Origin of the sequence: Martelella radicis (assembly GCF_014196625.1) — a bacterium.
GTDB classification, from domain to species: domain Bacteria; phylum Pseudomonadota; class Alphaproteobacteria; order Rhizobiales; family Rhizobiaceae; genus Martelella; species Martelella radicis.
This window is the reverse complement of sequence record NZ_JACIDZ010000003.1, coordinates 202,390-224,056: the sequence shown is the minus strand read 5'-3', so window position 1 is coordinate 224,056 and position 21,667 is coordinate 202,390. Positions and strand designations below refer to the sequence as shown.

The following is a 21,667-nucleotide window of genomic DNA, read 5'->3' as shown; positions in this document are numbered from 1 at the left end:
TCGCTCGAAGTCTGAACCGTCGGTCAGGCAAGCCGGCCGTGGCAGTGCTTGAACTTGCGGCCCGAACCGCAGGGGCACGGATCGTTGCGACCGACATTGCGGTATTCTTCCGGCAGTTCGCCGGCAGGCATTGCCGCTTCACCGGCCCCAACCTGTTCGCCAGCCATTTCGTCTTCTCCCGTATCCGGGTCAAGGTGGCTGGCGCGCAGCTGTGCGGGGTCGACTTCGGGCTGCGGCTGGGGCGGCTGCTGTTCACGCACCAGCTGGACGCGCGAAAGCTGCGAGACCGCAAGCTCGCGCATATTGCCGAGCAGGGCCTGGAACAGTTCAAAGGCTTCGGCCTTGTATTCCTGCAGCGGATCGCGCTGGGCGTAGCCACGGAAGCCAATGACCGAGCGCAGATGATCGAGATTGACGATATGCTCGCGCCAGAGATGGTCGAGCGACTGCATCGTCACCTGACGCTGGACATATTTCATCACGTCCGGACCAAACTGCTCGGCCTGCTTGGCGCGCACTTCCTCGGCCTGATCGGCAGCGGCATTGATGCGCTCGAGAATTTCCGGCTCGGCAATCCCGTCTTCGGCGGCCCATTCCTCGATCGGAAGGTCGAGGCTCAGAATGCGCAGGCAGTCTTCCTTCAGGCCCGCGACATCCCACTGTTCGGCATAGGCGCGCTCGGGAATGCGGCGGTGAACGGCGTTCTCGATCACTTCGTGACGCATGTCCTCGACGATCTCCGAAATGTCTTCGGAATCCATCAGTTCCTTGCGCTGGTCGAAGACGACCTTGCGCTGGTCGTTGAGCACGTCGTCATATTTCAGCAAGTTCTTGCGGATGTCGAAGTTGCGGGCTTCGACCTTCTTCTGCGCGCGCTCGAGCGCCTTGTTGATCCAGGGATGGACGATCGCCTCGCCTTCCTTCAGGCCGAGCTTCTGCAGCATGCTTTCCATGCGGTCGGAGCCGAAGATGCGCATCAGGTCGTCCTGAAGCGAGAGGTAGAACTTCGAGCGTCCCGGGTCGCCCTGACGGCCGGAACGGCCGCGCAACTGGTTGTCGATGCGCCGGCTCTCATGGCGCTCGGTGGCGATCACGTAAAGACCGCCGGCGGCCAGCGCCTCCTGCTTGAGGCGGGCGACATCCTCGCGGATCGCCTGTTCCTTGGCCTCGCGCTCGGGTCCCGGCGGGGTGAACTTGCGTTCGACCTCGACGCGCTCGCCCTGCTCGTTGGTCACGATATCCGTGCCCGGCTCCAGATAGCCGAGTTCGGCCTGGATGCGCATTTCCAGATTGCCGCCAAGCTGGATATCGGTACCGCGACCGGCCATGTTGGTGGCGATCGTCAGAGCGCCGGGCACGCCGGCCTGGGCGATGATGAAGGCTTCGTTTTCGTGGTAGCGGGCGTTCAGGATCTCGAACTCGGTAATGCCGTCGCGCTTCAGCGCCGCGGCCAGCATCTCGGACTTTTCAATCGAGGTCGTGCCGACGAGAACGGGCTGGCCCTTTTCCTTGGCCGCCTTGATCTCCTCGACGATCGCCTGGTATTTTTCCTGGACGGTGAGATAGACCTCGTCGTCCTCATCCAGACGCACGATCGGCAGGTTGGTCGGCACTTCGACGACGTCGAGACCGTAGATATTGCCGAATTCTTCCGCTTCGGTTGCCGCCGTGCCGGTCATGCCGGCGAGCTTGTCGTACATGCGGAAATAGTTCTGGAAGGTGATCGAGGCGAGCGTCTGGTTTTCCGGCTGGATCTTGACGCCTTCCTTGGCTTCGAGCGCCTGATGCTGGCCTTCCGAATAGCGACGGCCCGGCATCATGCGGCCGGTGAACTCGTCGATGATCACGACCTCGCCGTCGCGCACGATGTAGTCCTTGTCGCGGGAGAACATCTTGTGCGCCTTCAGCGCGTTGTTGAGATGATGGACGATCGCGACATTCTCGACGTCGTAAAGCGACTCGCCCTTCATCAGACCCGATTCGGTCAGCATCTTTTCCAGCTTCTCCATGCCGTCTTCGGAGAAGTTGGCCGAGCGCTGCTTTTCGTCGATCTCGTAATCGCCCTCTTCCAGCATCGGAATGATCTTGTCGATGGTGACGTAAAGATCGGAACGGTCGTCGAGCGGGCCGGAAATGATCAGCGGCGTGCGCGCCTCGTCAACCAGGATCGAGTCGACCTCGTCCACAATCGCGTAATTGTGGCCGCGCTGGACCATCTCGGCGCGCTGCATCTTCATGTTGTCGCGCAGATAGTCGAAGCCCAGCTCGTTGTTCGTCGCATAGGTGATATCGGCGCTGTAGGCCGCGCGGCGCTGCTGGTCATCGAGACCGTGATGGATGACGCCGGTGGTGAGCCCGAGGTAGCCATAAAGCCGGCCCATGTTCTCGCTGTCGCGGCGGGCGAGATAGTCGTTGACGGTGACGACGTGGACGCCCTTGCCGGCAAGCGCGTTGAGATAGACGGGAAGCGTGGCGACCAGCGTCTTGCCTTCGCCGGTCTTCATCTCGGCGATCGCGTTTTCATGCAGGATCATGCCGCCAATCAGCTGGACATCGAAAGGTCTGAGACCGAGCACCCGCTTGGAGGCTTCCCGGGCAACGGCGAAAGCTTCAACAAGAAGATCGTCCAGGCTCTTGCCTTCGGCGAGCTGCTTTTTGAATTCCTCGGTCTTTGCCTTCAGGTCGTCATCCGAAAGCGCCGCCATCTGCTCTTCGAGCGCATTGATTGCAGCCACGCGGGGTCTGTAGGAGCGAATACGGCGTTCATTGGCCGAACCGAACAATTTGCGGGCTACGCCACCGAGTGAGACCATTTCAATAGCTCTTTCTGAAAGTTGTCATATCTATCCTGTACGTGGCGCCGTACAAACGCATTCCTGACAAGCGGGGTCCATATCACCGTCCGGAGCTTCACTGGACGCGGGCTTGGCAGACAGATAAGAGGGGGGTCGGGGGATGTCAACGTCAAAGGCCGCGCCACAATCGCCACATTCCTGTGTTGCCGGTCTTCTCGCGGACCGCTGCACATTAAATCGCGGTAAGGATGCAACGCATTCCGGCCGCGCACGTTGACGCGTGGCAAGGTTTCTACCACATGCGACGGGCCCGACCGGCTCAAAAGGGCGAAACAGGAGGTTTCGCCGCACAACAGAAAAAGGTGAACTCATGCAGAAAAGACATTTGGCAGCCGCTGCACTCCTGGCAACAACTGTCAGCTTCGCGGTCCCGTCCTTCGCCCAGGACAGCGCTTCGACAGCGGATGACACGGTTGTCGCCACCGTTGACGGCGCCCCGATCACCCAGTCGGAACTGCAGACCACGCTCGACCAGTTCAAGGGCCAGTTCGGCCAGATGCCCGAGGAGCAGCTTCGCGCGGTCGCCCTTTCGAGCCTGATCGACATGAAGGTCATCACCGATGCCGCGGAGAAGGAAGGTCTCGACAAGACCGAGGCCTTCAAGACGCGTATGGACCAGATGCGCCAGGAAGAGCTCTACAACACCTTCTTCGACGAGAAGATCAACGCCCAGATCACGCCGGAAATGCTGAAGGCGCGCTATGACGAGGAAATCGCCAATGCGCCGAAGCAGGAAGAGGTTCACGCCCGCCACATCCTGGTCGACACCGAGGATGAGGCCAAGGAAATCATCAAGGAACTCGACAACGGCGCCGATTTCGCCGAACTCGCCAAGGAACATTCAACCGGCCCGTCGGCTGAAAACGGCGGCGATCTCGGCTACTTCTCCAAGGGCCAGATGGTTCCGGAATTCGAAGAGGTCGCCTTCTCGCTCGAGCCCGGCGAATATACCGAGACCCCGGTCCAGACCCAGTTCGGCTACCATGTGATCGAGGTCGAGGACATGCGCGAAAAGGCGCCGATCCCGTTTGAACAGGTCGAGCCGCAGCTTCGCCAGCTCGTTGCCAGCGAGAAATACAACGAAGTGGTCTCCAAGCTGAAGACCGAAGACAAGATCGTCATTGAAGATAAGGACTTGCAACAGGCCTACGAGGCCGTCAATAAAATGCAGTGATCCAAACCACCGGCCCGCGATTTTCCCGCGGGCCGGACTTTCGAGAGGCCTGCCATGACGACCGCCATATCTCCGCTCGCGCCGAAATCCTATCCGCCGATGCCGCCGATCGACGGCCTGCGCATCGCGACCGCAGCCGCCGGCATCAAGTACAAGGGGCGGACGGACGTCATGATGATGATCTTTGACGATCAGGCAAGCGTCGCCGGCCTCTTCACCAAATCGAAATGCCCTTCCGCTCCCGTTGATTTCTGCCGCGCCAATCTTGCCGGCGGCAAGGCCCGCGTGCTGGTCGTCAATTCCGGCAATGCCAACGCCTTTACCGGCAAGAAGGGCGCGGAAGCCACGGCGCTGACCGCGCGCACCGCCGCCGAAGCCGCCGATTGCGCCGAAAGCGACGTGTTCCTGGCCTCGACCGGCGTCATCGGCGAACCGCTCGATGCCTCCAAATTCGCAGGCGTTCTCTCAACCATGGCCGGCGAGGCAAAGCCCGACCTGTGGCTTGAGGCGGCAAAGGCGATCATGACCACGGATACCTATCCGAAGGTCGCGACCAGGGGCGCAGAGATCGACGGCGTTTCGGTGACGCTGAACGGCATAGCCAAGGGCGCCGGCATGATCGCGCCCGACATGGCCACCATGCTTTCCTTCATCGCCACCGATGCGGCGATCTCGGCCGAAGCCCTCCAGCAACTCCTTTCCGAGGGCGTGGGCGCGAGCTTCAATGCCGTCACCGTCGACAGCGACACCTCCACCTCCGATACCGTTCTCGCCTTCGCAACCGGCAGGGCGCCCGGCCAGGATATGGTCACCGACGGCTCCGACCCGCGCCTTGACGATTTCCGCGCCGCGCTTCATGCGCTGATGCAGGACCTGGCGCTGCAGATCGTCCGCGACGGTGAAGGCGCGCGCAAGATGGTGACGGTGCGGGTGACGGGCGCGGAAAGCAATCGCGCCGCCGATGTCATCGCCCGCTCGATCGCCAATTCGCCGCTGGTCAAGACCGCCGTTGCCGGCGAGGACGCCAATTGGGGCCGCGTGGTCATGGCCGTCGGCAAGGCCGGCGAGAAGGCCGACCGCGACCGCCTTGCCATCTGGTTCGGCGATATCCGCGTTGCCGTCAACGGCGAGCGCGATCCGGACTATTCCGAGGAATTCGCCTCCGCCGTCATGCGCGAGGACGAGATCACCATTCGCGCCGATATCGGCCTCGGCGAGGGTCAGGCGACGATCTACACCTGCGACCTGACCAAGGAATATGTCGCCATCAACGGCGATTATCGCAGCTAAAACCGCTCAGCCGCTTGCGGCGGGCCGCGTTGCCTTCGCGCAACACCGGCCGCCTCAAGCGCGCGTGCTGTGTTTACAGTCCGGTCTGAAGCGCACTAGATGAGCAAAAACAATAACGTCGCGACAGGATCGGAACAAAGGTGAGTGCGGATCTTCCTCTTGTGCGTCGGCTGGAAGCCATGGGTCTGCGAGCGTGGCCGGCAAAGAACGTGCATTATGACGGCGCCTGGCAGCTTCGGCTGACAGCGGGTCACCCGTCCAAACGTCTCAACAGCCTGTCGGTGCTCGACCAGTCGGATATTTCCGATATCGAGATCAGGTTCGAGAAGGCGCGTCGCCATTACGAGGCCTTCGGACGGCCGCTTCTGGTGCGCGAAACGCCGCTGACGCCGCCGGCGCTCGTCGAATTCCTGACAGCCGAGGCGGCACAGTCTTTTGACACGAGCATCGTGATGACGCTCGATCTCTCCCGCTTCGAACCGGAGGATGGCGTCGAGCATCTGCCCAGCCAGGATGTCGGCCGCTTCGTCGGCGCGGCGCTGAAGGTCAATCCGGTCGCGGAACTGACGCGGGCCGGCCTTGCCGAAGTCGTCACCGCGATCAAGCCCGCCCACGGTTTCTTCATCCGGGAAGATGAAGGCGGCGAACCCTTTGCGGCCGGCCTCTGCGTCCATGATTTCGACATGGCCGGCATCGAGGCCTTCGCCGTGGCGCACGAAGCGCGACGCAAGGGACATGGCCGCGAGCTGGCAACCGGCATGCTGCGCTGGCTCAAGGGCCGCGGCGCGCGCACCGCCTGGCTGCAGGTGACCGAGACCAACACGCCGGCCCTCTCCCTCTACCGGGGCCTCGGCTTTCATGAGGCCTACAGATATCGCTACTGGCGCGAAAAGGCGGAAGAATGAGCGAGATGAAACTGCTGCTGGTGGCAGCCTGCGCGCTGATCGACGCGGACGGACGCATCCTTCTGGCGCAACGGCCGGAGGGCAAGGCGCTTGCCGGGCTCTGGGAGTTTCCCGGCGGAAAGGTGGAGAGCGGCGAGACGCCGGAAGCCTGCCTGATCCGCGAGATGGAAGAGGAATTGGGCATCACCACCAAGCCCGACTGCCTCGCGCCGCTGACCTTTGCCAGCCACACCTACGAGCATTTCCATCTGCTGATGCCGCTCTTCATCTGCCGGCGCTACCAGGGCATTCCTGCGGGCCAGGAAGGCCAGGCGATCAAATGGGTGCGCGCCCGCGACCTTCGTGATTACCCGATGCCGCCCGCCGACGAACCACTGATCCCGATCCTGCAGGATCTGCTGTAATCCGTCCCCTTCTGTCGGTTAGAGCGCCGTGCGTCCATTCGGACGCACAAAGGACGCTCTAACCTATTGAATCTACGCATCGTGCTTTCCGAAAATCGATTCCGATTTTCGGACCGATGCGCTAGCGCTTGAGCTTGAACTCCTCGGTGTTGAGCGCGTCGGCAAGGCGCGCCTTCGCCGAGCCGGGCTTCAGCGGTTTCTGCTGGCTTTCATGCGGCGCCCAGCCGGAAACATAGATGATCGAGAAGGTAGCGCGGATGCGCCCATCCGGATCGCTGTAGCGCTCGGCGTAGAGTTCTGCCGCACGCAGGAAGAAGGCCCGGCTGACAGGTTTTCTCGACCGGTCGGACAGCGGGTTGGCCATGCCCATGGCCCTGAGATCCGCCATCAGGTCGAACAGCGTATCGTAGCGGACCGTGTAGTTTTCCTGATCCACGACGGGCAGCGCGAAGCCGGCGCGCTGCAGAAGACCGCCGACATCGCGCACATCGGCAAAGGGAATGACGCGCGGGCTGACCCCGCCGTAGATTTCGGCCTCCGCCGCAAGCAGGCAGTCGCGCAGTTCGGCAAGCGTTCCCGATCCCGCAATGGCCGCCAGGAACAGCCCGTCGGGTTTCAGCGCCCTTCGCGCCTGGATGAAATAGCCGGGCGTGTCATTGGTCAGATGGGCGGCAAGCGGGGAAAGCACCAGATTGAGCGACTGCTCCTCGAGCCCCGGCCATTCGAGCGGCGCGACGGCGACCGCCTCGCCCGCTGCGGCAAAGGCCGCATCGCTCTCCACCCGTCGCATCGTGCCGATCTTGCCCGTTTCAAGCGCCGCCTTCGCCACGACGCCCGTCACTCCGTGAAGCTCGGCGGCGACATCGAAGGTTCGCTCCACGACGGCCAGCCGGTCGGCGATCTCTTCGGCAACGATATTGAGCAGGAAATCCGCGCCGGGTTTGGCCGCGCGCCAGGCCTTCAGCCGGTTTTTCTCCACCCGTTCCGTTTCGAAAACCTGTTCCATGACATGCGGCCTTTCCTACTGACGCCTGCCCGCCAATTAGGGAGTCGCAAAGCATCCGTCAACGCGCTACCTTCATGGCCATGGACGAGATCGAACCCTTGCGAGGCGAGACGACAGGGCAACGTTCCGCGACTTTGGCCCGCGGCGCGTTGTCGGCGTTCGGCAATCTCCTCTTTCCGCCGGTCTGTGCGGGCTGCGGCAGGACCACCGGCACCCATCGCGCGCTCTGCGTCGAATGCTGGAGCGATATCCGCTTCATCGAACGGCCCTATTGCGCGGTTCTCGGAACGCCGTTTTCCCACGACCTCGGGCCGGATATCCTGAGCGCGGCGGCAATCGCCAATCCGCCGGATTTCGACCGGCTGCGCTCCGCCGCCTATTACACAGGCACCGTGCGCAATCTCGTCCACGCGCTCAAATATCGCGACAACACGCATCTTGCGGTGATGATGGCCGAATGGATGCGGCGCGCCGATGACGGCATGATCGCGCGCGCCGACGGCATCATCGCCGTGCCGCTGCATGCGACCCGGCTGATGTCGCGCCGTTTCAACCAGTCGGCGGAACTGGCCCGCAACCTGGCGCGGCTTTCCGGAAAGCCATTTTTGCCAGGCCTTTTGCGGCGCACGCGACGCACCAGCCGGCAGGTGGGGCTTACCCGCACGGCGCGTGAGGACAATGTGCGCGGCGCCTTCGCGCTTGCGCCCGACAGCGAGGATATGGTCTTCGGAAAGTCGATCCTCGTCATCGATGATGTCTATACGACGGGCGCCACCGTTTCGGCCGTCGCGCGGGTGCTGAGGCGCAAGGGCGCAGCCGAGATCAATGTTTTGACCTTTGCACGGGTCCTTGATGAAACTATATGAGGGCGAGACACCTGCAACGAAAGGACCTCAGTTCATCATGGCGAATGTCGAGATCTACACACGGGAATTCTGCGGTTTCTGCGCTCGCGCGAAAAAGCTCCTCGCCGACAAGGGCGTCGACTTCACCGAATACAACGCCACCGAGACCCCGGATGTCAGGGCGAAGATGATCGAGCGCTCCAATGGCGGTTCGACCTTCCCGCAGATCTTCATCGATGACCGCCATATCGGCGGCTGCGACGATCTTCTCGCCCTGGACCGCGCGGGCCAGCTCGATCCGCTTCTTGCCCGCTGAGGAACCTCACATGACCCGCTTTACCGCCGCCGCCCTGCAGATGCGTTCGGGCATCAACCCCGAGAAGAACGCCGAGACCCTGTCGCGTCTGGTCGCAGAGGCTGTCGCAAAGGGTGCTGATTATATCCAGACCCCGGAAATGACCGGCGCGGTGCAGAAGAACCGCAAGGCGCTGATGGCGGTGCTGAAGGGCGAGGAGGACGATATCATCGTCCGCACGGCGTCATCGCTTGCCGAAAGGCACGGTGTCCACCTGCATATCGGCTCGACGGCGATTGCCGTTGGCGACGACATGGTTGCAAACCGCGCCCTGCTATTTGCGCCCGACGGCACTGTCGCCGCGCGCTACGACAAGATCCACATGTTCGACGTCGATCTCGACAATGGCGAAAGCTGGCGCGAAAGCGCGATCTACCGGCCCGGAGAGACCGCTCTTCTGGCGAACCTGCCCTTTGCGCGCCTCGGCATGGCGATCTGCTACGATGTCCGCTTTCCCGACCTCTTTCGCACCTATGCGCTTGCCGGCGCCGAGGTGCTGACGGCGCCTGCCGCCTTCACCAAGCAGACCGGCGAGGCCCACTGGCATGTGCTGCAGCGCGCCCGCGCGATCGAGAACGGCGCCTTCATGATCTCCGCCGCCCAGGCGGGCGTTCACGAGGACGGTCGCGAGACTTTCGGCCACTCGATCATCATCGACCCCTGGGGCCGTGTTCTGGCCGAGGCCGGCGATGTCGGCGAGGCGGTGATCACCGCCGAGATCGACACCGACCAGGTGGCTGAAGCGCGCGGCAAGGTGCCGAACCTGAAGAATATCCGTCCCTTTTCGCTTGAAGAGCGACAGGCGACGCAAGCCGGCGCCGAAAAGGCCTGAGTGAAAGACCGACCCCCGTGATCCATTATTCCCTCTCCTGCGACAACGGCCACGCCTTTGAAGGCTGGTTTTCCGGCAGCGATGATTTCGACCGTCAGGTTGAAAGCGGTTTTCTCACCTGCCCGGTGTGCAATTCGGCCAAGATCACCAAGGGGTTGATGGCACCGCAGGTCTCGACCGCGCGCAGCAAGGATGAGCGCAAGGCCGCCCTTGTCGACAAGGCGCAGCGCGAGGCTGTCGAGAAACTGCGGCAGGCCGTGGCCGAGATCCGCGCCAGTTCCGAGGATGTCGGCGAGCGCTTTCCCGAGGAAGCACGCAAGATCCACTACGGCGAGGCGAAGGAACGCGGCATCATCGGCGCGGCAAAGCCCGACGAGGTGCGCGATCTTCTGGAAGAGGGCATCGAGATCATGCCGCTGCCGGACCTGCCCGAAGACAAGAACTGAGGGACGACCGGAGCGAATGTCGAAGGTGGTTGGTGGAGCCGAGCGGGATCGAACCGCCGACCTCTGCAGTGCGATTGCAGCGCTCTCCCAGCTGAGCTACGGCCCCTTTCACCGAAATCGCTGATACTCCAATCCGGTCTTGCGGGCAAGCGGCAAGCGACCGAAAAACACTGCCGGATTGGTCCCGGGGCCGACGACCGATTGCCGCAGGCATCACGGCCGGCTGCCCGACCGTCAGAGAGAAGACAAGCTGGTTTCCGCCAGACCGCAGTTGCGGCATGGTTGCGCCCTGCGCTTTCCCCGACCCTCCTCTGCCCAATTCAACCGCCGTGAGTAAATCACCGTCGCGCCTCCCGGATATTAGCATAACAATATGTTTTCATTTTATTTTCTGGTCTCTTCTTTTGAAGTCGGAAGACTGCCCGCAGGCGGTTCCGCCCCTCTTGATTGCGCGAAAAAGTTGCCGTTCGACAACACTTCAGCGCTATCGAAACGGAATCGGGCCAGAACATGACAAGAATCTGACGGCGGCAATTGTGTTTCAAACAGGTAAACGTATAGTCGTCGATGCAATCGCCAATAATCGATTGAACACAATAACAACCGAGTGCGTCATGGCGTCCCTGCGTTCGTGTGATGATTATCAAGGGCTCTGGAGAGTACTGACCATGAAGACCAAATTTTTTCTCATCGGCTCCGCCTCGCTGCTTGCGGCTGCATCAGGCGCCAAGGCAGCCGACCCGGTCGTGATGATCGAGCCGGTCACGGCCAATTACGTCGAAGTCTGTGACGCCTTCGGCAGCGGCTATTTCTATATTCCGGGCACAGAGACCTGCCTTGATATCAGCGGCTATGTCCGGTTCGAGACGAAATTCGGCGGCATCCAGACCGGTTCGGCGGCTGACGGCGACTGGTATCCCTACGTCAAGACCAATCTGGAGATCACCGCCAAGTCCGATACCGAACTCGGCACGCTGACGTCGAAATTCGTGCCCGAGCTCTATTTCTATTCCAACGGCACGGGGGACGACTTCGCCATCGACGAGGCCTATATCGACATCGGCGATGCGCTTGCGCTGCGCGCCGGTTATATCAAGGGCTACTGGAACGAAGACCTCTGGGGCGAACTCGACAATATCGACAATGTGAGCCGCTACAACGCGATCCGCATTGCCTATAACGGCGCCGACCATTTTCAGGCCGCCCTCGAGCTTGACGCGATGACACCGGGCAATGTCGGTCTCGGCAACACCAACGTTCCCAAGCTCGGCCTTTCCGCCCGCCTCGGCTACATCGTCTCCGACAGCAATTATTTCAAGTTCGACGCCGCCTGGGACACCTATAACGAGACCTATGCGCTGCGCCCCTGGGCCGGCTTCGGCATCGGTCCCGGCACGTTCGAAATCGCCGGCCTCTATGAAAGCGGCTTCATCGCCTATGGTCCCGACTTTACCGCGGCCAACTGGAACGACAGCCCGATCGCCGGCACCTATCTGAAATATGCGGTGGCCGCCAACTACTATTTCAACGTCACCGAGAACTTCATCCTGTCGCCGCAGACGCAGTATAACGTCGCCAGCAACGACAAGGTGTTCTGGGAGGCGGGCGCCACCGCCGACTGGGAGATCGTCGACGATTTCCATCTGCGGACGAATATCAACTACGCCTTCCTCGACGACAGCTGGAACCAGCAGAACTGGTTCGGCTGGGTTCGTCTCGAGCGCGATTTCTGATCCCTTCGTCGCGGAAAACGCATTTTACCCTTGCTGATTTCGTCATTCCCGGCATTCTGCCGGGAATGCTTTTTTAGAGCGCCCTGCGTCCGAATGGAGGCACAAAGGACGCTCTAATGTTTTGAATCTGCGCATCGTGCTTTCCGAAAATCGATTCCGATTTGCGGGCCGATGCGCCAGCCTGCCGCCTGCGTGAAAGCTTCCGGCGTGGAACGATCGCTTCCGGCAGGGCCCACCGCGGTGAGCGCCTCGTGCCGAGTGCCGCCAATGAATGTCGTTCGGCCTGCCGGATTGACGCGAAGCGCGGCCCGCCTTGCCCGGCCGCAGGCAATGTGAAGCGAGACCGCCATGCCCCCTGCCCCCGATACCAAGCAACCCCGCGCCCTCTATGTGTTGTTCATGACCGAATTCTGGGAACGGTTCGGCTATTACTCCATGGTCTCGATCTTCACGCTCTACCTCGTGAACGTGCTGAAGATGGACGACGCGCGGGCCTTCCTCATCTTCGGCGCCTATACCTCCTTCGCCTATCTGACCACGGTCGCCGGCGGCGTTGCGGCCGACCGGGTGCTCGGCTTCGGGCGGGCCATCATCACCGGGGCGATCATTGTCGGCTTCGGTTATCTGACACTCGGTTTCGGCGGCGAGAAGCTGATGTTCCTGGCGCTCGCCCTGATGGCCGTCGGCAACGGGCTGTTCAAGCCGAACATCTCCGCTCTGCTCGGCCATTTCTATGCCGATGACGATCCGCGCCGCGCGCCGGGATTCACCATTTTCTACATGGGCATCAATATCGGCGCCTTCGCCGGCGCGCTTCTTGCCGGCATTATCGCAACCCAGTTCGGCTACACGCTCGCCTTCGCGCTGGCGGGCTTGGGCAAGATGCTGTCGCTTGCCACCTATGTCATCGGACGGCGCGTCCTTGAACAGCGCGATCGGCCGCCGGAGATCGAAGGCAGCGCCCGCTGGAATGCCATTGTCGGGCTCGCGATCCTGTTGGCGATCGGACTTTCGACCATCCTTCTGTCGCGGCCTGAATGGGCCGGCTGGTTCGTGTTCGGCGTCGGCGTTGTACTGGTGATCTCCTATTTCGCCATCATGGCCAAGGAGGATCCCGAAAGCCGCCGGCGCATGCTGATCCTGCTGATCCTGATCCTGTTTTCGATCCCGTTCTGGGCGATCTACCAGCAGCAGGGTATTTCGGTCACGCTGTTTACCGATCGCGACGTCAACCGCAATGTGTTTGGCTGGATCGTGCCGGCAAGCGAGGGCACGGCGTTTTCGGCGCTTGTTCTGATCATCCTCTCGCCCTTCGTGGCGCGGCTCTGGATCCTTCTCGCGCGCAAGGGCTATGCCGTCAGTGACCTCGTGAAATATGCGCTCGGTCCGATCTTTCTCGGCCTGTCCTTCTGGGTCTTGTCCGCGGGCATCGTGGAGACCGGGGATACGGTCAAGGCGAGCCTGATGTGGATCGTGCTGTTCTATATCGTCTTCGAGATCGGCGAGATTTGCCTGTCACCGCTCGGCCTGGCTCTGACGACCAAGCTCGCCCCGCGCAGGCTCGGCGGCTATGCCATGGGCGTGTGGTTCTACGCGACCGCAGCCGCCAATTTCGTCGCCGGCATCATTGGAGACTACGCCGCCGTACCCAAGGGCGCGTCACCCTCGGCGGAAGCGTCGATCTATGAGCACGGCTTCTTCGTCTATGGCCTGCTGGCAATCGCCGCCGGCATCCTGCTTCTCATCCTGGCCCCGTTCCTGAAGCGGATGATGCATAATCGCGACGAGGAAGAACAAGCCAGCGGATGACGGCTGCGCGCCGATATCGCTGCATCCTTCGAGCCAGGCCCTGATCCTGTGAAGACCGGATCAGTTCCCGGTAGTCGCCCTCTATTTCAGCGACGGAAGCCACAGGCTGATCTGCGGAACGAGCAGCAGCACCAGAAGGCCGGCTATGATCGTGGCGATGAACGGCATGATCCGGCGCGATACCTGCTCGATGGATTGCCCGGAAATGCCGCAGGCTACGAAAAGGTTGACGCCAAGCGGCGGCGTCAGAAAACCGATTTCGCTGGTCACCACGAGCAGAATGCCAAAATGTATCGGATCGATGCCGAGCTGCTTGATCAAGGGCAAAAGGATGGGCGTCAGGATGATGACGGTTGAAAGCGTCTCCATGAAAGTGCCGAGCACGATCAGGATCGCGGCGATCAACAGAAGCATCACAACGGGGCTGTCCGTGATATCAAGCAGCGATGCCGCGATCTTCTGCGGAATGAGGTTGAGGGTCAGGAACTCGCCGAAAAACACCGCCGTGCCCATGATGACGATGAGGCCGCCGCAAACGATGCTCGCTTCGCTGAGCGCATCCCACAGGTTTTTAAAACCAAGCGAACGCTTGGACAGGATACCGACGCCAAGGGCGTAGACAACGGCAATCACCGAAGCCTCCACAGGGGTGAAAATGCCGCCATAAATGCCGCCCAGAACAACGAATGGTGTCGCGAGAGAGAACTTGGCTCGCCAGAGAGAGGCCAAGAACTGGCGGCGATCAAAAGGGGTCGGCGTGCCGCGATAGCCGTTTCGGCGCGCGAGAATGTAGGTGGTGAAGATCAGCAGCGACCCCATCAGTATGCCGGGAAGAAGGCCCGCCAGGAAAAGATCGCCGATGGAAACCGAGGCAAGCACGCCGTAAACGATCATCGGATTTGACGGCGGCAGCAGAATGCCCAGCGTCCCGCCGGAAGATGTCACCGCAGCGGCGAAATCCTTGGGATATCCGTCGTCGCGCATCGCCGGAATGAGCAGCGTGCCGATCGCCGCGACCGTGCCCGGCCCCGAACCCGAAATCGCCGCGAAGAACATGCAGGACAAGATGGTGACCATTGCCAGCCCGCCATAGGCCTGCCCCACCACCGCGCGCATCACGTCGATGATGTCGCGCGTGATACCGGCTCTGGCCATGATCGCGCCGGCAAGCACGAAATTCGGGATGGCGAGCAATGCAAACTTGTCGACACCGTCAAACAGGCTGTGCGCCATTGAGGAAAGCGGGATCGGCGAAGTCAGCAATTCGTAGAGCGATGGGATGCCCAGAGTGACAAAAACCGGAACGCCGACGATCAGACCGCCGAGGAACAGAAGGGCGAAGATCATGGTTCGGAGCTCCGGGATTTGGTTTCAATGGCGAGTTCCTGCTCGCCGGCAATCACGGAGGTCCCGGCGCGGAAGGCCTTCCATTGGCGCTCGATGATGCGAAGGATCATCAGTGCGTGGGAAACAGGAATGACGGCATAGATCCACGCCATGGGCAGAAACAGCGCCGTCGAATAGCTCGGATATTTCAACATCCGGCTGATCAGCATCACGCCTGCAGCGATGACGAAGGCATTGAAGACGATCCAGATCAGATCGGCGATGAGAAGCGCGTAGCGGGGGCCGCCCGGAAACCAGCGGATGAAAAGGGTGATGCGAATATGCGTTCCCCGCTGGGCCGCCAGGCTTGCCGAGATATAGACGAACCATATGAAAACAAAGCGCGAGACCTCCTCACTCCAGGTCAGGCCCATGTGCAAGGCATAGCGAAAGAAAACCTGCAGCGCGAGAATGGCGACCAGCGCCACGAGCGAGACGTTGCAGATCACGAGTTCAAGCCTGCCGAAGGCGGCCGTTATCTTCCTGATCATCAAGCTTACCTCGGATCTGCGAGCAGCGTGAGGCGCCGCCCGCAGAACCTTCCCTGCTAGTCGATTTTACCGGTGTCGCGATAGTTCACGGTCGTGTCGACCCAGTCCTCGCCGCCGCCAACCAGAGCGAAAAGCTGCGGCCAGGCGCCCTGCGCACGCTCAGCCCACACTTCCGGGTCCTCCAGCTCGCAGAAGGTTACGCCATAATCCTCGACCAGGGCCTTGTGGACGCGCTCTTTGTTGCTCTGCACATATTCTGCATGGGCGATGTCAGTCTCGTCAGCCGCCTGCAGAATAATCGCTCGATCTTCCTCCGAAAGGCTCTCGAAGAAGGGCTCGTTGATAACGACAACGGCCGACAGGGGCAGATAGGTCGCCTCGGTGATAAATTTGATATGCTCATGAAAACCGAGATCGAGCACAACGTCGGTCGGGCTATCGAAAGCGTCGATCACGCCCGTGGCCACCGCGCCGAAGGTCTCGCCCCAATCGATGGGGTAGGTCGACACGCCCCAGCTTTCCCACATTGCGGTCATGACGGGGTTTTTCGGCGCGCGAATCTTCAGACCCTGCAGATCTTCGATGTTGGAGATGCAGGCATCCTTGGCCAAAAGCGAGCGAAACGCATTGGTAAATCCGCCAATCACCCGGAGACTGCCGCTTTCCGCAAGGACCCGGCGATTGAGCTCGTCACGATAGGGCCCTGCCCGCAGCAAGCCGTGTTCGCCGGTCAGATCGTCCTGGCTGGCGTTGAGATAGGGCAGATTGAGAACATTGAGCGACGGGGCGAGCTGGGCGACATTGTTGGACGTGATGCCCGCCATCTGCACCGTGCCGAGGGCAACCTTCTGGGCGATCGCCTGTTCCGGGCCCATGACGCCGCCGTCGAGCACTTCGATCTTGATCTCGCCGCCCGACAACTCCGCAACGCGGTCTGCCAGTTCATGCGCATAGACGCCGTATGTGTGTTCCGGCGCACAGCAGTGGGCATAGGTGATGGTAACGCGCGGCGCCGCTTCGGCGGCGACCGCCGTTAGGGCGAGCGCAGCCAGCGAGTAAATCGCAATTCGCAGTTTGTGTATCATTGTTTCCTCCTCCTCATCATATGTTGATTTCAGCCGCCCTCCCAAGCGGCCGTCATTCCTTCTTCCCGACCTTGAAATACGGTTCGGCGAAGCCACGTGCCCCGAGCCCGGAAATGGCGAATAGCGCGCCGGGCGCGCTTTCCCCAATGATTTCCTCCTTGGACATCAGGAAAGTTGCCGAGGTCACGAAAAGGATATCGAGGTCGCTGCCGCCAAAAGAACACATGGTCGGATATCGGGTCGGCAGCGGCACCTTGCGCAGCAACCTGCCCTCCGGGCTGAAGCAGCCGACGGCGCCGCCTTCGAACAACGCGCCCCAGTAATTGCCCTGGGTATCAACCGTGGCCCCGTCAATGCGCCCTTCATATGCCGACGTCTCGACAAACGATCGGCGCTTCGACAAGGCGCCGCTCGCTACATCCAGATCATACTGAAAGGAACGGTCCATCCGACTGTCGGAAAAATACAGCCGGCTCGAATCGGGACTGAAGGCGATGCCGTTGGAAACCGTTATGCCGGTATCGACGCGCGACCAGGTAAGGTCGTGATCAAGACGATAAAGCGAGCCAACAGGCATGGAGCGATCACCGCTCATACTGCCGCACCAATAGCGCCCGGACCGGTCGACCTTGCCATCGTTCAGCCTCGTTCCGGCCATGTCGGCTTCAGGGTCTCCGATCGGTTCGATCTTCGCCTCATCACCGGAAATGTCAACGAAGGCAAAACCATTCTCCAGGCCGGCGATGAACCGATGCTGGCCGGCAAGACCAATGGAACCGACGACAACAGGAAGGGTCCAGACCAGACGGTCCGAACCGTCCTGGCGCAGTTCCACGATCTTACGCTCAAGGCTGTCGATGTAGTAGAGACGCTCGCCCTCGGGATCCCAGAGCGGACACTCGCCAAGGCGCGCAGAATTTGAATCAATCACTGAAACCTGCGGCTCGGCTGGCTGCGCAATGCGCGCGCCATCCCTCGCCCCGGTTGGAATTTCCGCTGACATGGTCCCTCTCTCCCTATTGATCGGAACGCTAGCAGCCGCTAAAAAATATGAAAAACATATTTTATGAGAGAGTAAACTTTAAAAAATGAAGATTTCACTCCGCCAGCTCGAATATGTGGTCGCTGCCTCGCAATTGGGATCGATTGCCGGCGCCGCGGAGGACATGGGGATTTCGACGTCCTCGATTCTCGCAGCAATCGAGAAGTTCGAGCAGGAATTTGCGGTACAGCTTTTCGTTCGGCAGCGATCCAAGGGATTGGTCACCACGGCAATGGGAGCGCGCGCTATCGCCCGCACCATCCGGCTCCTGGATGAAACCCGCAGTTTCGCCGAAGACCTGCAAGGCCGCGACACCGCCCTGACGGGTGATCTTCGCGTTGGCGCCTTTACCTCGATCTCACCCAACATCGCCCCCGGCGTCATCCGTGATCTTTCGATCCGTCATCCCGACATGATTGTCCATCTGACCGAAGGCGATATCCTGTCGATCCAGCGCAGCCTGCGCGACGGGGCAGTCGACATCCTGCTGACCTACGATGCAGGTCTGTCGGACGAACTCGATCAGGAAATGCTTGCGCAAGCTCCGCCTCATGTCGTTCTGTCGCAGAGCCACCCGCTCGCGGATAAGCCACGGATCAGCCTTAAGGATCTCGCCGGGCACCCATTGCTGCTACTGAACCTTCCCCATTCGCGCCGCTACGTGATGTCGCTGTTCGACAGAGAGGGCGTGACGCCCGGCCGAATTCAACGGCTGGAATCGTTCGAGATGGTTCGCAGTGCCGCCGCCGCGGGTCTCGGCGCGGCCATCCTCAATGTCCGCCCGCCCGACGACAATACCTATAGCGGTATGCGCGTTGCCTGCCGGCCGCTCGACTGTGCCTCGAAAAGTCCGGCCATCGTGCTCGTCACGCGCCGGGGCGGGCGCATCAGCCGCAGGGCCGAAGCCTTTGCCGCCGCCTGTCGCCGTTTTTTCGAGACACCGACCGCCAGCGCGCTTTTCCTCAAATAGGATCCACCGCTGTTCTTGCGTCCCACCGCCACGAAGAACCGCTCAAACACCGCGCCGGGAGGGATGCTTTTGCCGGCTGCCGGGCCACAAACCTGCATCGCGATTCTGGACGAGCAAGAGTTCAAGCCAAGTGACCGAAAAGGTCAAAGCCTGCGCAAAAAAGGTCAATCCATAAGAAATGTTACAACAAAAGAAGATTTGGTGGAGCTAAGCGGGATCGAACCGCTGACCTCCTGCATGCCATGCAGGCGCTCTCCCAGCTGAGCTATAGCCCCAATCTCCAGACCGCCGGGGCGGTTCGAAGCGACGCTTTTCGCGTCGGGTGGCGGCTTCTTACTGTCGATTTTCGCTGGATGCAAGCCATAAAAAAACATTGCCTGCAAAAAAGTCTGCGCCGTCTCCCGCAAACGACCGGAAAGCCCTTCAGGCGCCGTCCGCATGGCGCAGGAGGAGCGAAAACAGAAGATTTTTCAACAGGCGCCACGCCTCGAACGCAATGCGAGCCTCCGTTGGCAAACATGAAAAAGCCGCCGGATCATGGATCCGGCGGCTCGCAATGTCGGTTCGTTCCTCAGCCCTCAACCGGAAGGATCAGTTCTCGTCGTCGTCGTCGGAAACGCCGATAATGTCCGACACATCGTCATCGTCGTCATCATCGGTTTCGAGGAAGGTGTCGTCGTCGTCATCGACATCCACATCATCGTCATTGTCATCGTCGCCGTCGACATTGGGAATGTTGTCAGACGGGCTGTCATCGTCGGATGCCGCGATCGTGCCCATTTCGCCGTCGCCGTTTTCGGCGTCGACTTCCGCAACCTCGTTTTCCTCTTCCTCGCTCTCGACGACAGCGATGGAAGCCTCATCCTCAAAATAGCTCAGCGGCCAGGAATTGCCCGAATAGGGCGAAACCACCGGATCCTTGTTGAGGTCGTAGAATTTCTTGCCCGTGTCCGGGCATGTTCTTTTTGTGCCAAGTTCCGCTTTCGCCACGTTCAAACCCTCTCATGTTGCGGTTGAAGGCTGGCTTTCGCCGATCCAAAAGCGCTCATCATTGCGCTTCTTCTTCAGGCGGTCCCCTTATCGTCATGCCGCCCGTCTGTCAAAGATTAAGTTGAAGGAAATCGCCATTGCCGAGAAAGGCCGGCCTGCCGGTCCTTCAGGCCGCAGCAGCGAAAAACAACGCGGGCATTAACCATTCTTAAAAACCTTTCCTTAAGGTCCTCGGCGTAGATCATGCCCCATGTCTATTTCGCGCTTGAAGATTGTCTTTGCAGTGTTCTGCCTGGCCGTTCTGACGGGTTGCTCAACGACCGTCAGCAATGTCGGCAACAGCTGCGCGATTTTCGCCCAGAAGAACGGGATTTTCGAGAACTGGCGCCGGGATGCCGAAAGGGCATCGCGCGATTACGGCGTTCCCGTTTCCGTTCTGATGGCGACGATCTATGTCGAGTCTTCCTTCGACAGCCATGCCCGTCCGCCGCGCAAGAAGATCCTCGGCTTCATTCCCGGCCCGCGCGCCTCCAGCGCGCTCGGCTACTCGCAGGCGCTTGACGGCACCTGGGCCGAATACAAGACCCGCACCGGCCAGCGCGGCGTCTCCCGCACCGATTTCGGCGACGCGATCTATTTCATCGCCTGGTATCACAGCCAGAGCCACATCCGGAACGGCATCGCGCTCAACGATCCCTACAACCTCTACCTCGCCTATCACTCCGGCCATGCCGGGTATGATCGCGGCGTGTGGAAGAGCCGGCCAGTGGCCAAAAGCGCGGCCGCGCGCGCGCAGAAGATGACGCAGATCTATGAGGCGCAGCTGCAGCGCTGCCGATAATCCCCGGTCGTTCGGTCAACCGTCTTTCGGAACCTTCGGCGTGAAACAACCAGGCTGCATGGCCGGATTGTTTCGGAAGATGAGGGTCAGATCTCCGCCCAGCTTGGAATTGGACAGGGGCCTGAGCGGCGCCAGCTTGCGATCGAGCGTGGCGTCGGTCACCAGGCTGAGATAGGCTTCCAGAAACGCGATGGAGAAAGGTTCCTGATCGTTCAGTCCCTGCTTGACGGTCTGCGGCTTGCCGGCGATCAGCGCGACCTCGTTCGGATCGGCAATACCGTCGAGCGCGAAGGTGACGGCATTTTCGATCGCCGCCTGCTCCTCTTTCGAATAGGCGTAGTCATTGTGACAGATCAGCGCGGCGGAGGCGACCAGCGGCGCAAGCGCATGGAGCTGGTAGTGCAGCGCATAGGCGCCGCGACGCATCTCATAAGGAAGGCTGCCGTTCTCATCCTCGGTCGCCAGAATGGTCCTGTGGCTGTCGAGCGCCCAGTTGATATATTCGGGCTCCCGCACGATCAGGGCAACTTCCGTCACGGCATAGGCCGCCCATAACCTGAGATTGCCCATCTTCGCCTTGGGCGGCGCGTCATTGCTCCAGTAATCGGTCAGGAAGTCGGCGTTTTTCCGGAGCCATGCCTCGATCGCTGTCTTTTCTTCCGAAAGATTTTCGGTCTTGTCGCGCACCTGCCGATAGGCGCTGGCGATGCCGCCAACGCGCGAGGCATAGGTCATCCTGGCGTTTTCGGTCTCAAGCGCGCTGAATGCGCCGGCATTGGCCCAGTCCGCGATGCCGGAGATGACGCAGTCCGCTCGCGTCCTGGCAAGCACTGGATTGACAAGCACATCATTGGCAAGCCCATCCAGAAGTCTGATGAACTCGTCGGCATCCTTCAACGCCTGATCCACCTCGGCATTGCCTGCCGCATCGAGTTCGGATCTGTCGCTGCTGCTTTCCTCGTAGCGGCTGCCATAATCGAGGGTGACAGTCGGAGGCGGAAAGGCCGGACAGGCCTCGCCATCGGCATCCGGCGCAGGCGGTTCGGCAGCAGCGCCGAGGATGACCGCAGCACCGGCGAGAAGCAAAGCACGGCTGACTCTGCCAGTGCGCCACCTCTGTCGGCGCGAGGCCCGCCTCCGGAATTCGGCCTGCTTCTGGTCATTTGCGAATTCGGTCAAATCGGTCCCCTCGGTCCTCGCCATGATCC

Annotated in this window: 20 protein-coding genes and 2 tRNA genes; 12 read left to right on the top strand and 10 right to left on the bottom strand. The window is 61.0% G+C overall.

Features of this window, described 5'->3' with window-relative positions; all coding sequences use genetic code 11:
- Positions 1-23: 23 nt before the first annotated feature.
- Complete coding sequence (secA, locus tag GGR30_RS06725; RefSeq protein ID WP_183483822.1) at positions 24-2,813, bottom strand: preprotein translocase subunit SecA; 2,790 nt, start codon at positions 2,811-2,813, stop codon at positions 24-26.
- 352 nt (positions 2,814-3,165) lie between these two features.
- Between secA and GGR30_RS06720 the strand changes: the two genes are divergently transcribed.
- From GGR30_RS06720 to mutT, 4 genes are all read left to right on the top strand, one after another.
- Positions 3,166-4,029, top strand: a complete 864-nt coding sequence (locus GGR30_RS06720; protein ID WP_183483820.1) for a peptidylprolyl isomerase — start codon at positions 3,166-3,168, stop codon at positions 4,027-4,029.
- A 54-nt stretch (positions 4,030-4,083) separates the two neighbouring features.
- Positions 4,084-5,319 (top strand): bifunctional glutamate N-acetyltransferase/amino-acid acetyltransferase ArgJ, encoded by a 1,236-nt coding sequence (gene argJ / locus GGR30_RS06715; RefSeq protein ID WP_183483818.1) that lies wholly within the window; start codon positions 4,084-4,086, stop codon positions 5,317-5,319.
- A gap of 140 nt (positions 5,320-5,459) precedes the next feature.
- Positions 5,460-6,224, top strand: coding sequence for a GNAT family N-acetyltransferase (locus GGR30_RS06710; RefSeq protein ID WP_425488341.1), 765 nt, complete (start codon positions 5,460-5,462; stop codon positions 6,222-6,224).
- A complete protein-coding gene (gene mutT, locus GGR30_RS06705; protein WP_183483816.1) occupies positions 6,221-6,628 on the top strand; it encodes an 8-oxo-dGTP diphosphatase MutT in 408 nt (135 codons plus the stop codon). Before GGR30_RS06710 ends, mutT begins: the two co-directional genes overlap by 4 nt.
- A gap of 121 nt (positions 6,629-6,749) precedes the next feature.
- Here mutT and GGR30_RS06700 read toward each other — a convergent pair whose 3' ends face one another.
- On the bottom strand, positions 6,750-7,634 hold the full coding sequence (locus GGR30_RS06700) for a methyltransferase domain-containing protein (RefSeq protein ID WP_183483814.1): 885 nt from the start codon (positions 7,632-7,634) through the stop codon (positions 6,750-6,752).
- A gap of 80 nt (positions 7,635-7,714) precedes the next feature.
- Between GGR30_RS06700 and GGR30_RS06695 the strand changes: the two genes are divergently transcribed.
- Genes GGR30_RS06695 through GGR30_RS06680 form a run of 4 tightly spaced genes read left to right on the top strand, consistent with a single transcriptional unit; the run spans position 7,715 to position 10,112 of the window.
- Positions 7,715-8,500, top strand: a complete 786-nt coding sequence (locus GGR30_RS06695) for a ComF family protein (RefSeq protein ID WP_183484095.1) — start codon at positions 7,715-7,717, stop codon at positions 8,498-8,500.
- Positions 8,501-8,537: 37 nt separating this feature from the next.
- Positions 8,538-8,795, top strand: a complete 258-nt coding sequence (grxC, locus tag GGR30_RS06690) for a glutaredoxin 3 (protein WP_138747412.1) — start codon at positions 8,538-8,540, stop codon at positions 8,793-8,795.
- Between the two features lie 10 nt (positions 8,796-8,805).
- A complete protein-coding gene (locus GGR30_RS06685) occupies positions 8,806-9,666 on the top strand; it encodes a carbon-nitrogen hydrolase family protein (RefSeq protein ID WP_183483813.1) in 861 nt (286 codons plus the stop codon).
- Between the two features lie 17 nt (positions 9,667-9,683).
- Positions 9,684-10,112, top strand: a complete 429-nt coding sequence (locus tag GGR30_RS06680) for a DUF1178 family protein (protein WP_183483810.1) — start codon at positions 9,684-9,686, stop codon at positions 10,110-10,112.
- 30 nt (positions 10,113-10,142) lie between these two features.
- Here GGR30_RS06680 and GGR30_RS06675 read toward each other — a convergent pair.
- Positions 10,143-10,218 (bottom strand) — tRNA-Ala (locus tag GGR30_RS06675).
- A 562-nt stretch (positions 10,219-10,780) separates the two neighbouring features.
- Between GGR30_RS06675 and GGR30_RS06670 the strand changes: the two genes are divergently transcribed.
- Both GGR30_RS06670 and GGR30_RS06665 read left to right on the top strand, forming a co-directional pair.
- Positions 10,781-11,845 (top strand): porin, encoded by a 1,065-nt coding sequence (locus tag GGR30_RS06670; protein ID WP_183483808.1) that lies wholly within the window; start codon positions 10,781-10,783, stop codon positions 11,843-11,845.
- Between the two features lie 348 nt (positions 11,846-12,193).
- Positions 12,194-13,654: a peptide MFS transporter gene (locus GGR30_RS06665; RefSeq protein ID WP_281378110.1), complete on the top strand. Its 1,461-nt coding sequence runs from the start codon at positions 12,194-12,196 to the stop codon at positions 13,652-13,654.
- An 81-nt stretch (positions 13,655-13,735) separates the two neighbouring features.
- On the opposite strand, the gene GGR30_RS06660 is transcribed toward GGR30_RS06665, so the two are convergent.
- The 4 genes from GGR30_RS06660 to GGR30_RS06645 are packed head-to-tail and all read right to left on the bottom strand — an operon-like array spanning position 13,736 to position 17,547.
- Positions 13,736-15,001 carry a TRAP transporter large permease gene (locus tag GGR30_RS06660; protein WP_183483804.1) on the bottom strand — a complete coding sequence of 422 codons (1,266 nt, stop codon included), beginning with the start codon at positions 14,999-15,001 and terminating at the stop codon, positions 13,736-13,738.
- Complete coding sequence (locus GGR30_RS06655; protein WP_183483803.1) at positions 14,998-15,531, bottom strand: TRAP transporter small permease; 534 nt, start codon at positions 15,529-15,531, stop codon at positions 14,998-15,000. The genes GGR30_RS06660 and GGR30_RS06655 overlap by 4 nt, the downstream gene beginning before the upstream one ends.
- Positions 15,532-15,587: 56 nt before the next feature.
- The gene (locus GGR30_RS06650; RefSeq protein ID WP_183483802.1) at positions 15,588-16,616 is read right to left on the bottom strand and encodes a TRAP transporter substrate-binding protein; all 1,029 of its coding nucleotides are present in this window, start codon (positions 16,614-16,616) and stop codon (positions 15,588-15,590) included.
- Positions 16,617-16,668: 52 nt separating this feature from the next.
- On the bottom strand, positions 16,669-17,547 hold the full coding sequence (locus GGR30_RS06645) for an SMP-30/gluconolactonase/LRE family protein (protein ID WP_183483801.1): 879 nt from the start codon (positions 17,545-17,547) through the stop codon (positions 16,669-16,671).
- Positions 17,548-17,704: 157 nt separating this feature from the next.
- Between GGR30_RS06645 and GGR30_RS06640 the strand changes: the two genes are divergently transcribed.
- Complete coding sequence (locus GGR30_RS06640) at positions 17,705-18,628, top strand: LysR family transcriptional regulator (RefSeq protein WP_183483800.1); 924 nt, start codon at positions 17,705-17,707, stop codon at positions 18,626-18,628.
- A gap of 199 nt (positions 18,629-18,827) precedes the next feature.
- Here the strand turns inward: GGR30_RS06640 and GGR30_RS06635 are convergent.
- Both GGR30_RS06635 and GGR30_RS06630 read right to left on the bottom strand, forming a co-directional pair.
- Positions 18,828-18,903: transfer RNA gene (locus tag GGR30_RS06635), tRNA-Ala, on the bottom strand.
- 316 nt (positions 18,904-19,219) lie between these two features.
- Complete coding sequence (locus GGR30_RS06630) at positions 19,220-19,618, bottom strand: TIGR02300 family protein (RefSeq protein WP_183483799.1); 399 nt, start codon at positions 19,616-19,618, stop codon at positions 19,220-19,222.
- A gap of 265 nt (positions 19,619-19,883) precedes the next feature.
- On the opposite strand from GGR30_RS06630, the gene GGR30_RS06625 reads away from it, so the two are divergent.
- Complete coding sequence (locus GGR30_RS06625) at positions 19,884-20,459, top strand: transglycosylase SLT domain-containing protein (protein WP_183484092.1); 576 nt, start codon at positions 19,884-19,886, stop codon at positions 20,457-20,459.
- 15 nt (positions 20,460-20,474) lie between these two features.
- Here GGR30_RS06625 and GGR30_RS06620 read toward each other — a convergent pair whose 3' ends face one another.
- On the bottom strand, positions 20,475-21,638 hold the full coding sequence (locus tag GGR30_RS06620) for an alginate lyase family protein (RefSeq protein ID WP_183483797.1): 1,164 nt from the start codon (positions 21,636-21,638) through the stop codon (positions 20,475-20,477).
- Positions 21,639-21,667 lie beyond the last annotated feature (29 nt).

Excerpts from the sequence above, each read along its gene's own strand:
- secA (WP_183483822.1), bottom strand. The coding sequence starts at position 2,813 with ATGGTCTCACTCGGTGGCGTAGCCCGCAAATTGTTCGGTTCGGCCAAT.
- GGR30_RS06720 (WP_183483820.1), top strand. The coding sequence starts at position 3,166 with ATGCAGAAAAGACATTTGGCAGCCGCTGCACTCCTGGCAACAACTGTC.
- argJ (WP_183483818.1), top strand. The coding sequence starts at position 4,084 with ATGACGACCGCCATATCTCCGCTCGCGCCGAAATCCTATCCGCCGATG.
- mutT (WP_183483816.1), top strand. The coding sequence starts at position 6,221 with ATGAGCGAGATGAAACTGCTGCTGGTGGCAGCCTGCGCGCTGATCGAC.
- GGR30_RS06700 (WP_183483814.1), bottom strand. The coding sequence starts at position 7,634 with ATGGAACAGGTTTTCGAAACGGAACGGGTGGAGAAAAACCGGCTGAAG.
- GGR30_RS06695 (WP_183484095.1), top strand. The coding sequence starts at position 7,715 with ATGGACGAGATCGAACCCTTGCGAGGCGAGACGACAGGGCAACGTTCC.
- grxC (WP_138747412.1), top strand. The coding sequence starts at position 8,538 with ATGGCGAATGTCGAGATCTACACACGGGAATTCTGCGGTTTCTGCGCT.
- GGR30_RS06685 (WP_183483813.1), top strand. The coding sequence starts at position 8,806 with ATGACCCGCTTTACCGCCGCCGCCCTGCAGATGCGTTCGGGCATCAAC.
- GGR30_RS06670 (WP_183483808.1), top strand. The coding sequence starts at position 10,781 with ATGAAGACCAAATTTTTTCTCATCGGCTCCGCCTCGCTGCTTGCGGCT.
- GGR30_RS06665 (WP_281378110.1), top strand. The coding sequence starts at position 12,194 with ATGCCCCCTGCCCCCGATACCAAGCAACCCCGCGCCCTCTATGTGTTG.
- GGR30_RS06660 (WP_183483804.1), bottom strand. The coding sequence starts at position 15,001 with ATGATCTTCGCCCTTCTGTTCCTCGGCGGTCTGATCGTCGGCGTTCCG.
- GGR30_RS06655 (WP_183483803.1), bottom strand. The coding sequence starts at position 15,531 with ATGATCAGGAAGATAACGGCCGCCTTCGGCAGGCTTGAACTCGTGATC.
- GGR30_RS06650 (WP_183483802.1), bottom strand. The coding sequence starts at position 16,616 with ATGATACACAAACTGCGAATTGCGATTTACTCGCTGGCTGCGCTCGCC.
- GGR30_RS06640 (WP_183483800.1), top strand. The coding sequence starts at position 17,705 with ATGAAGATTTCACTCCGCCAGCTCGAATATGTGGTCGCTGCCTCGCAA.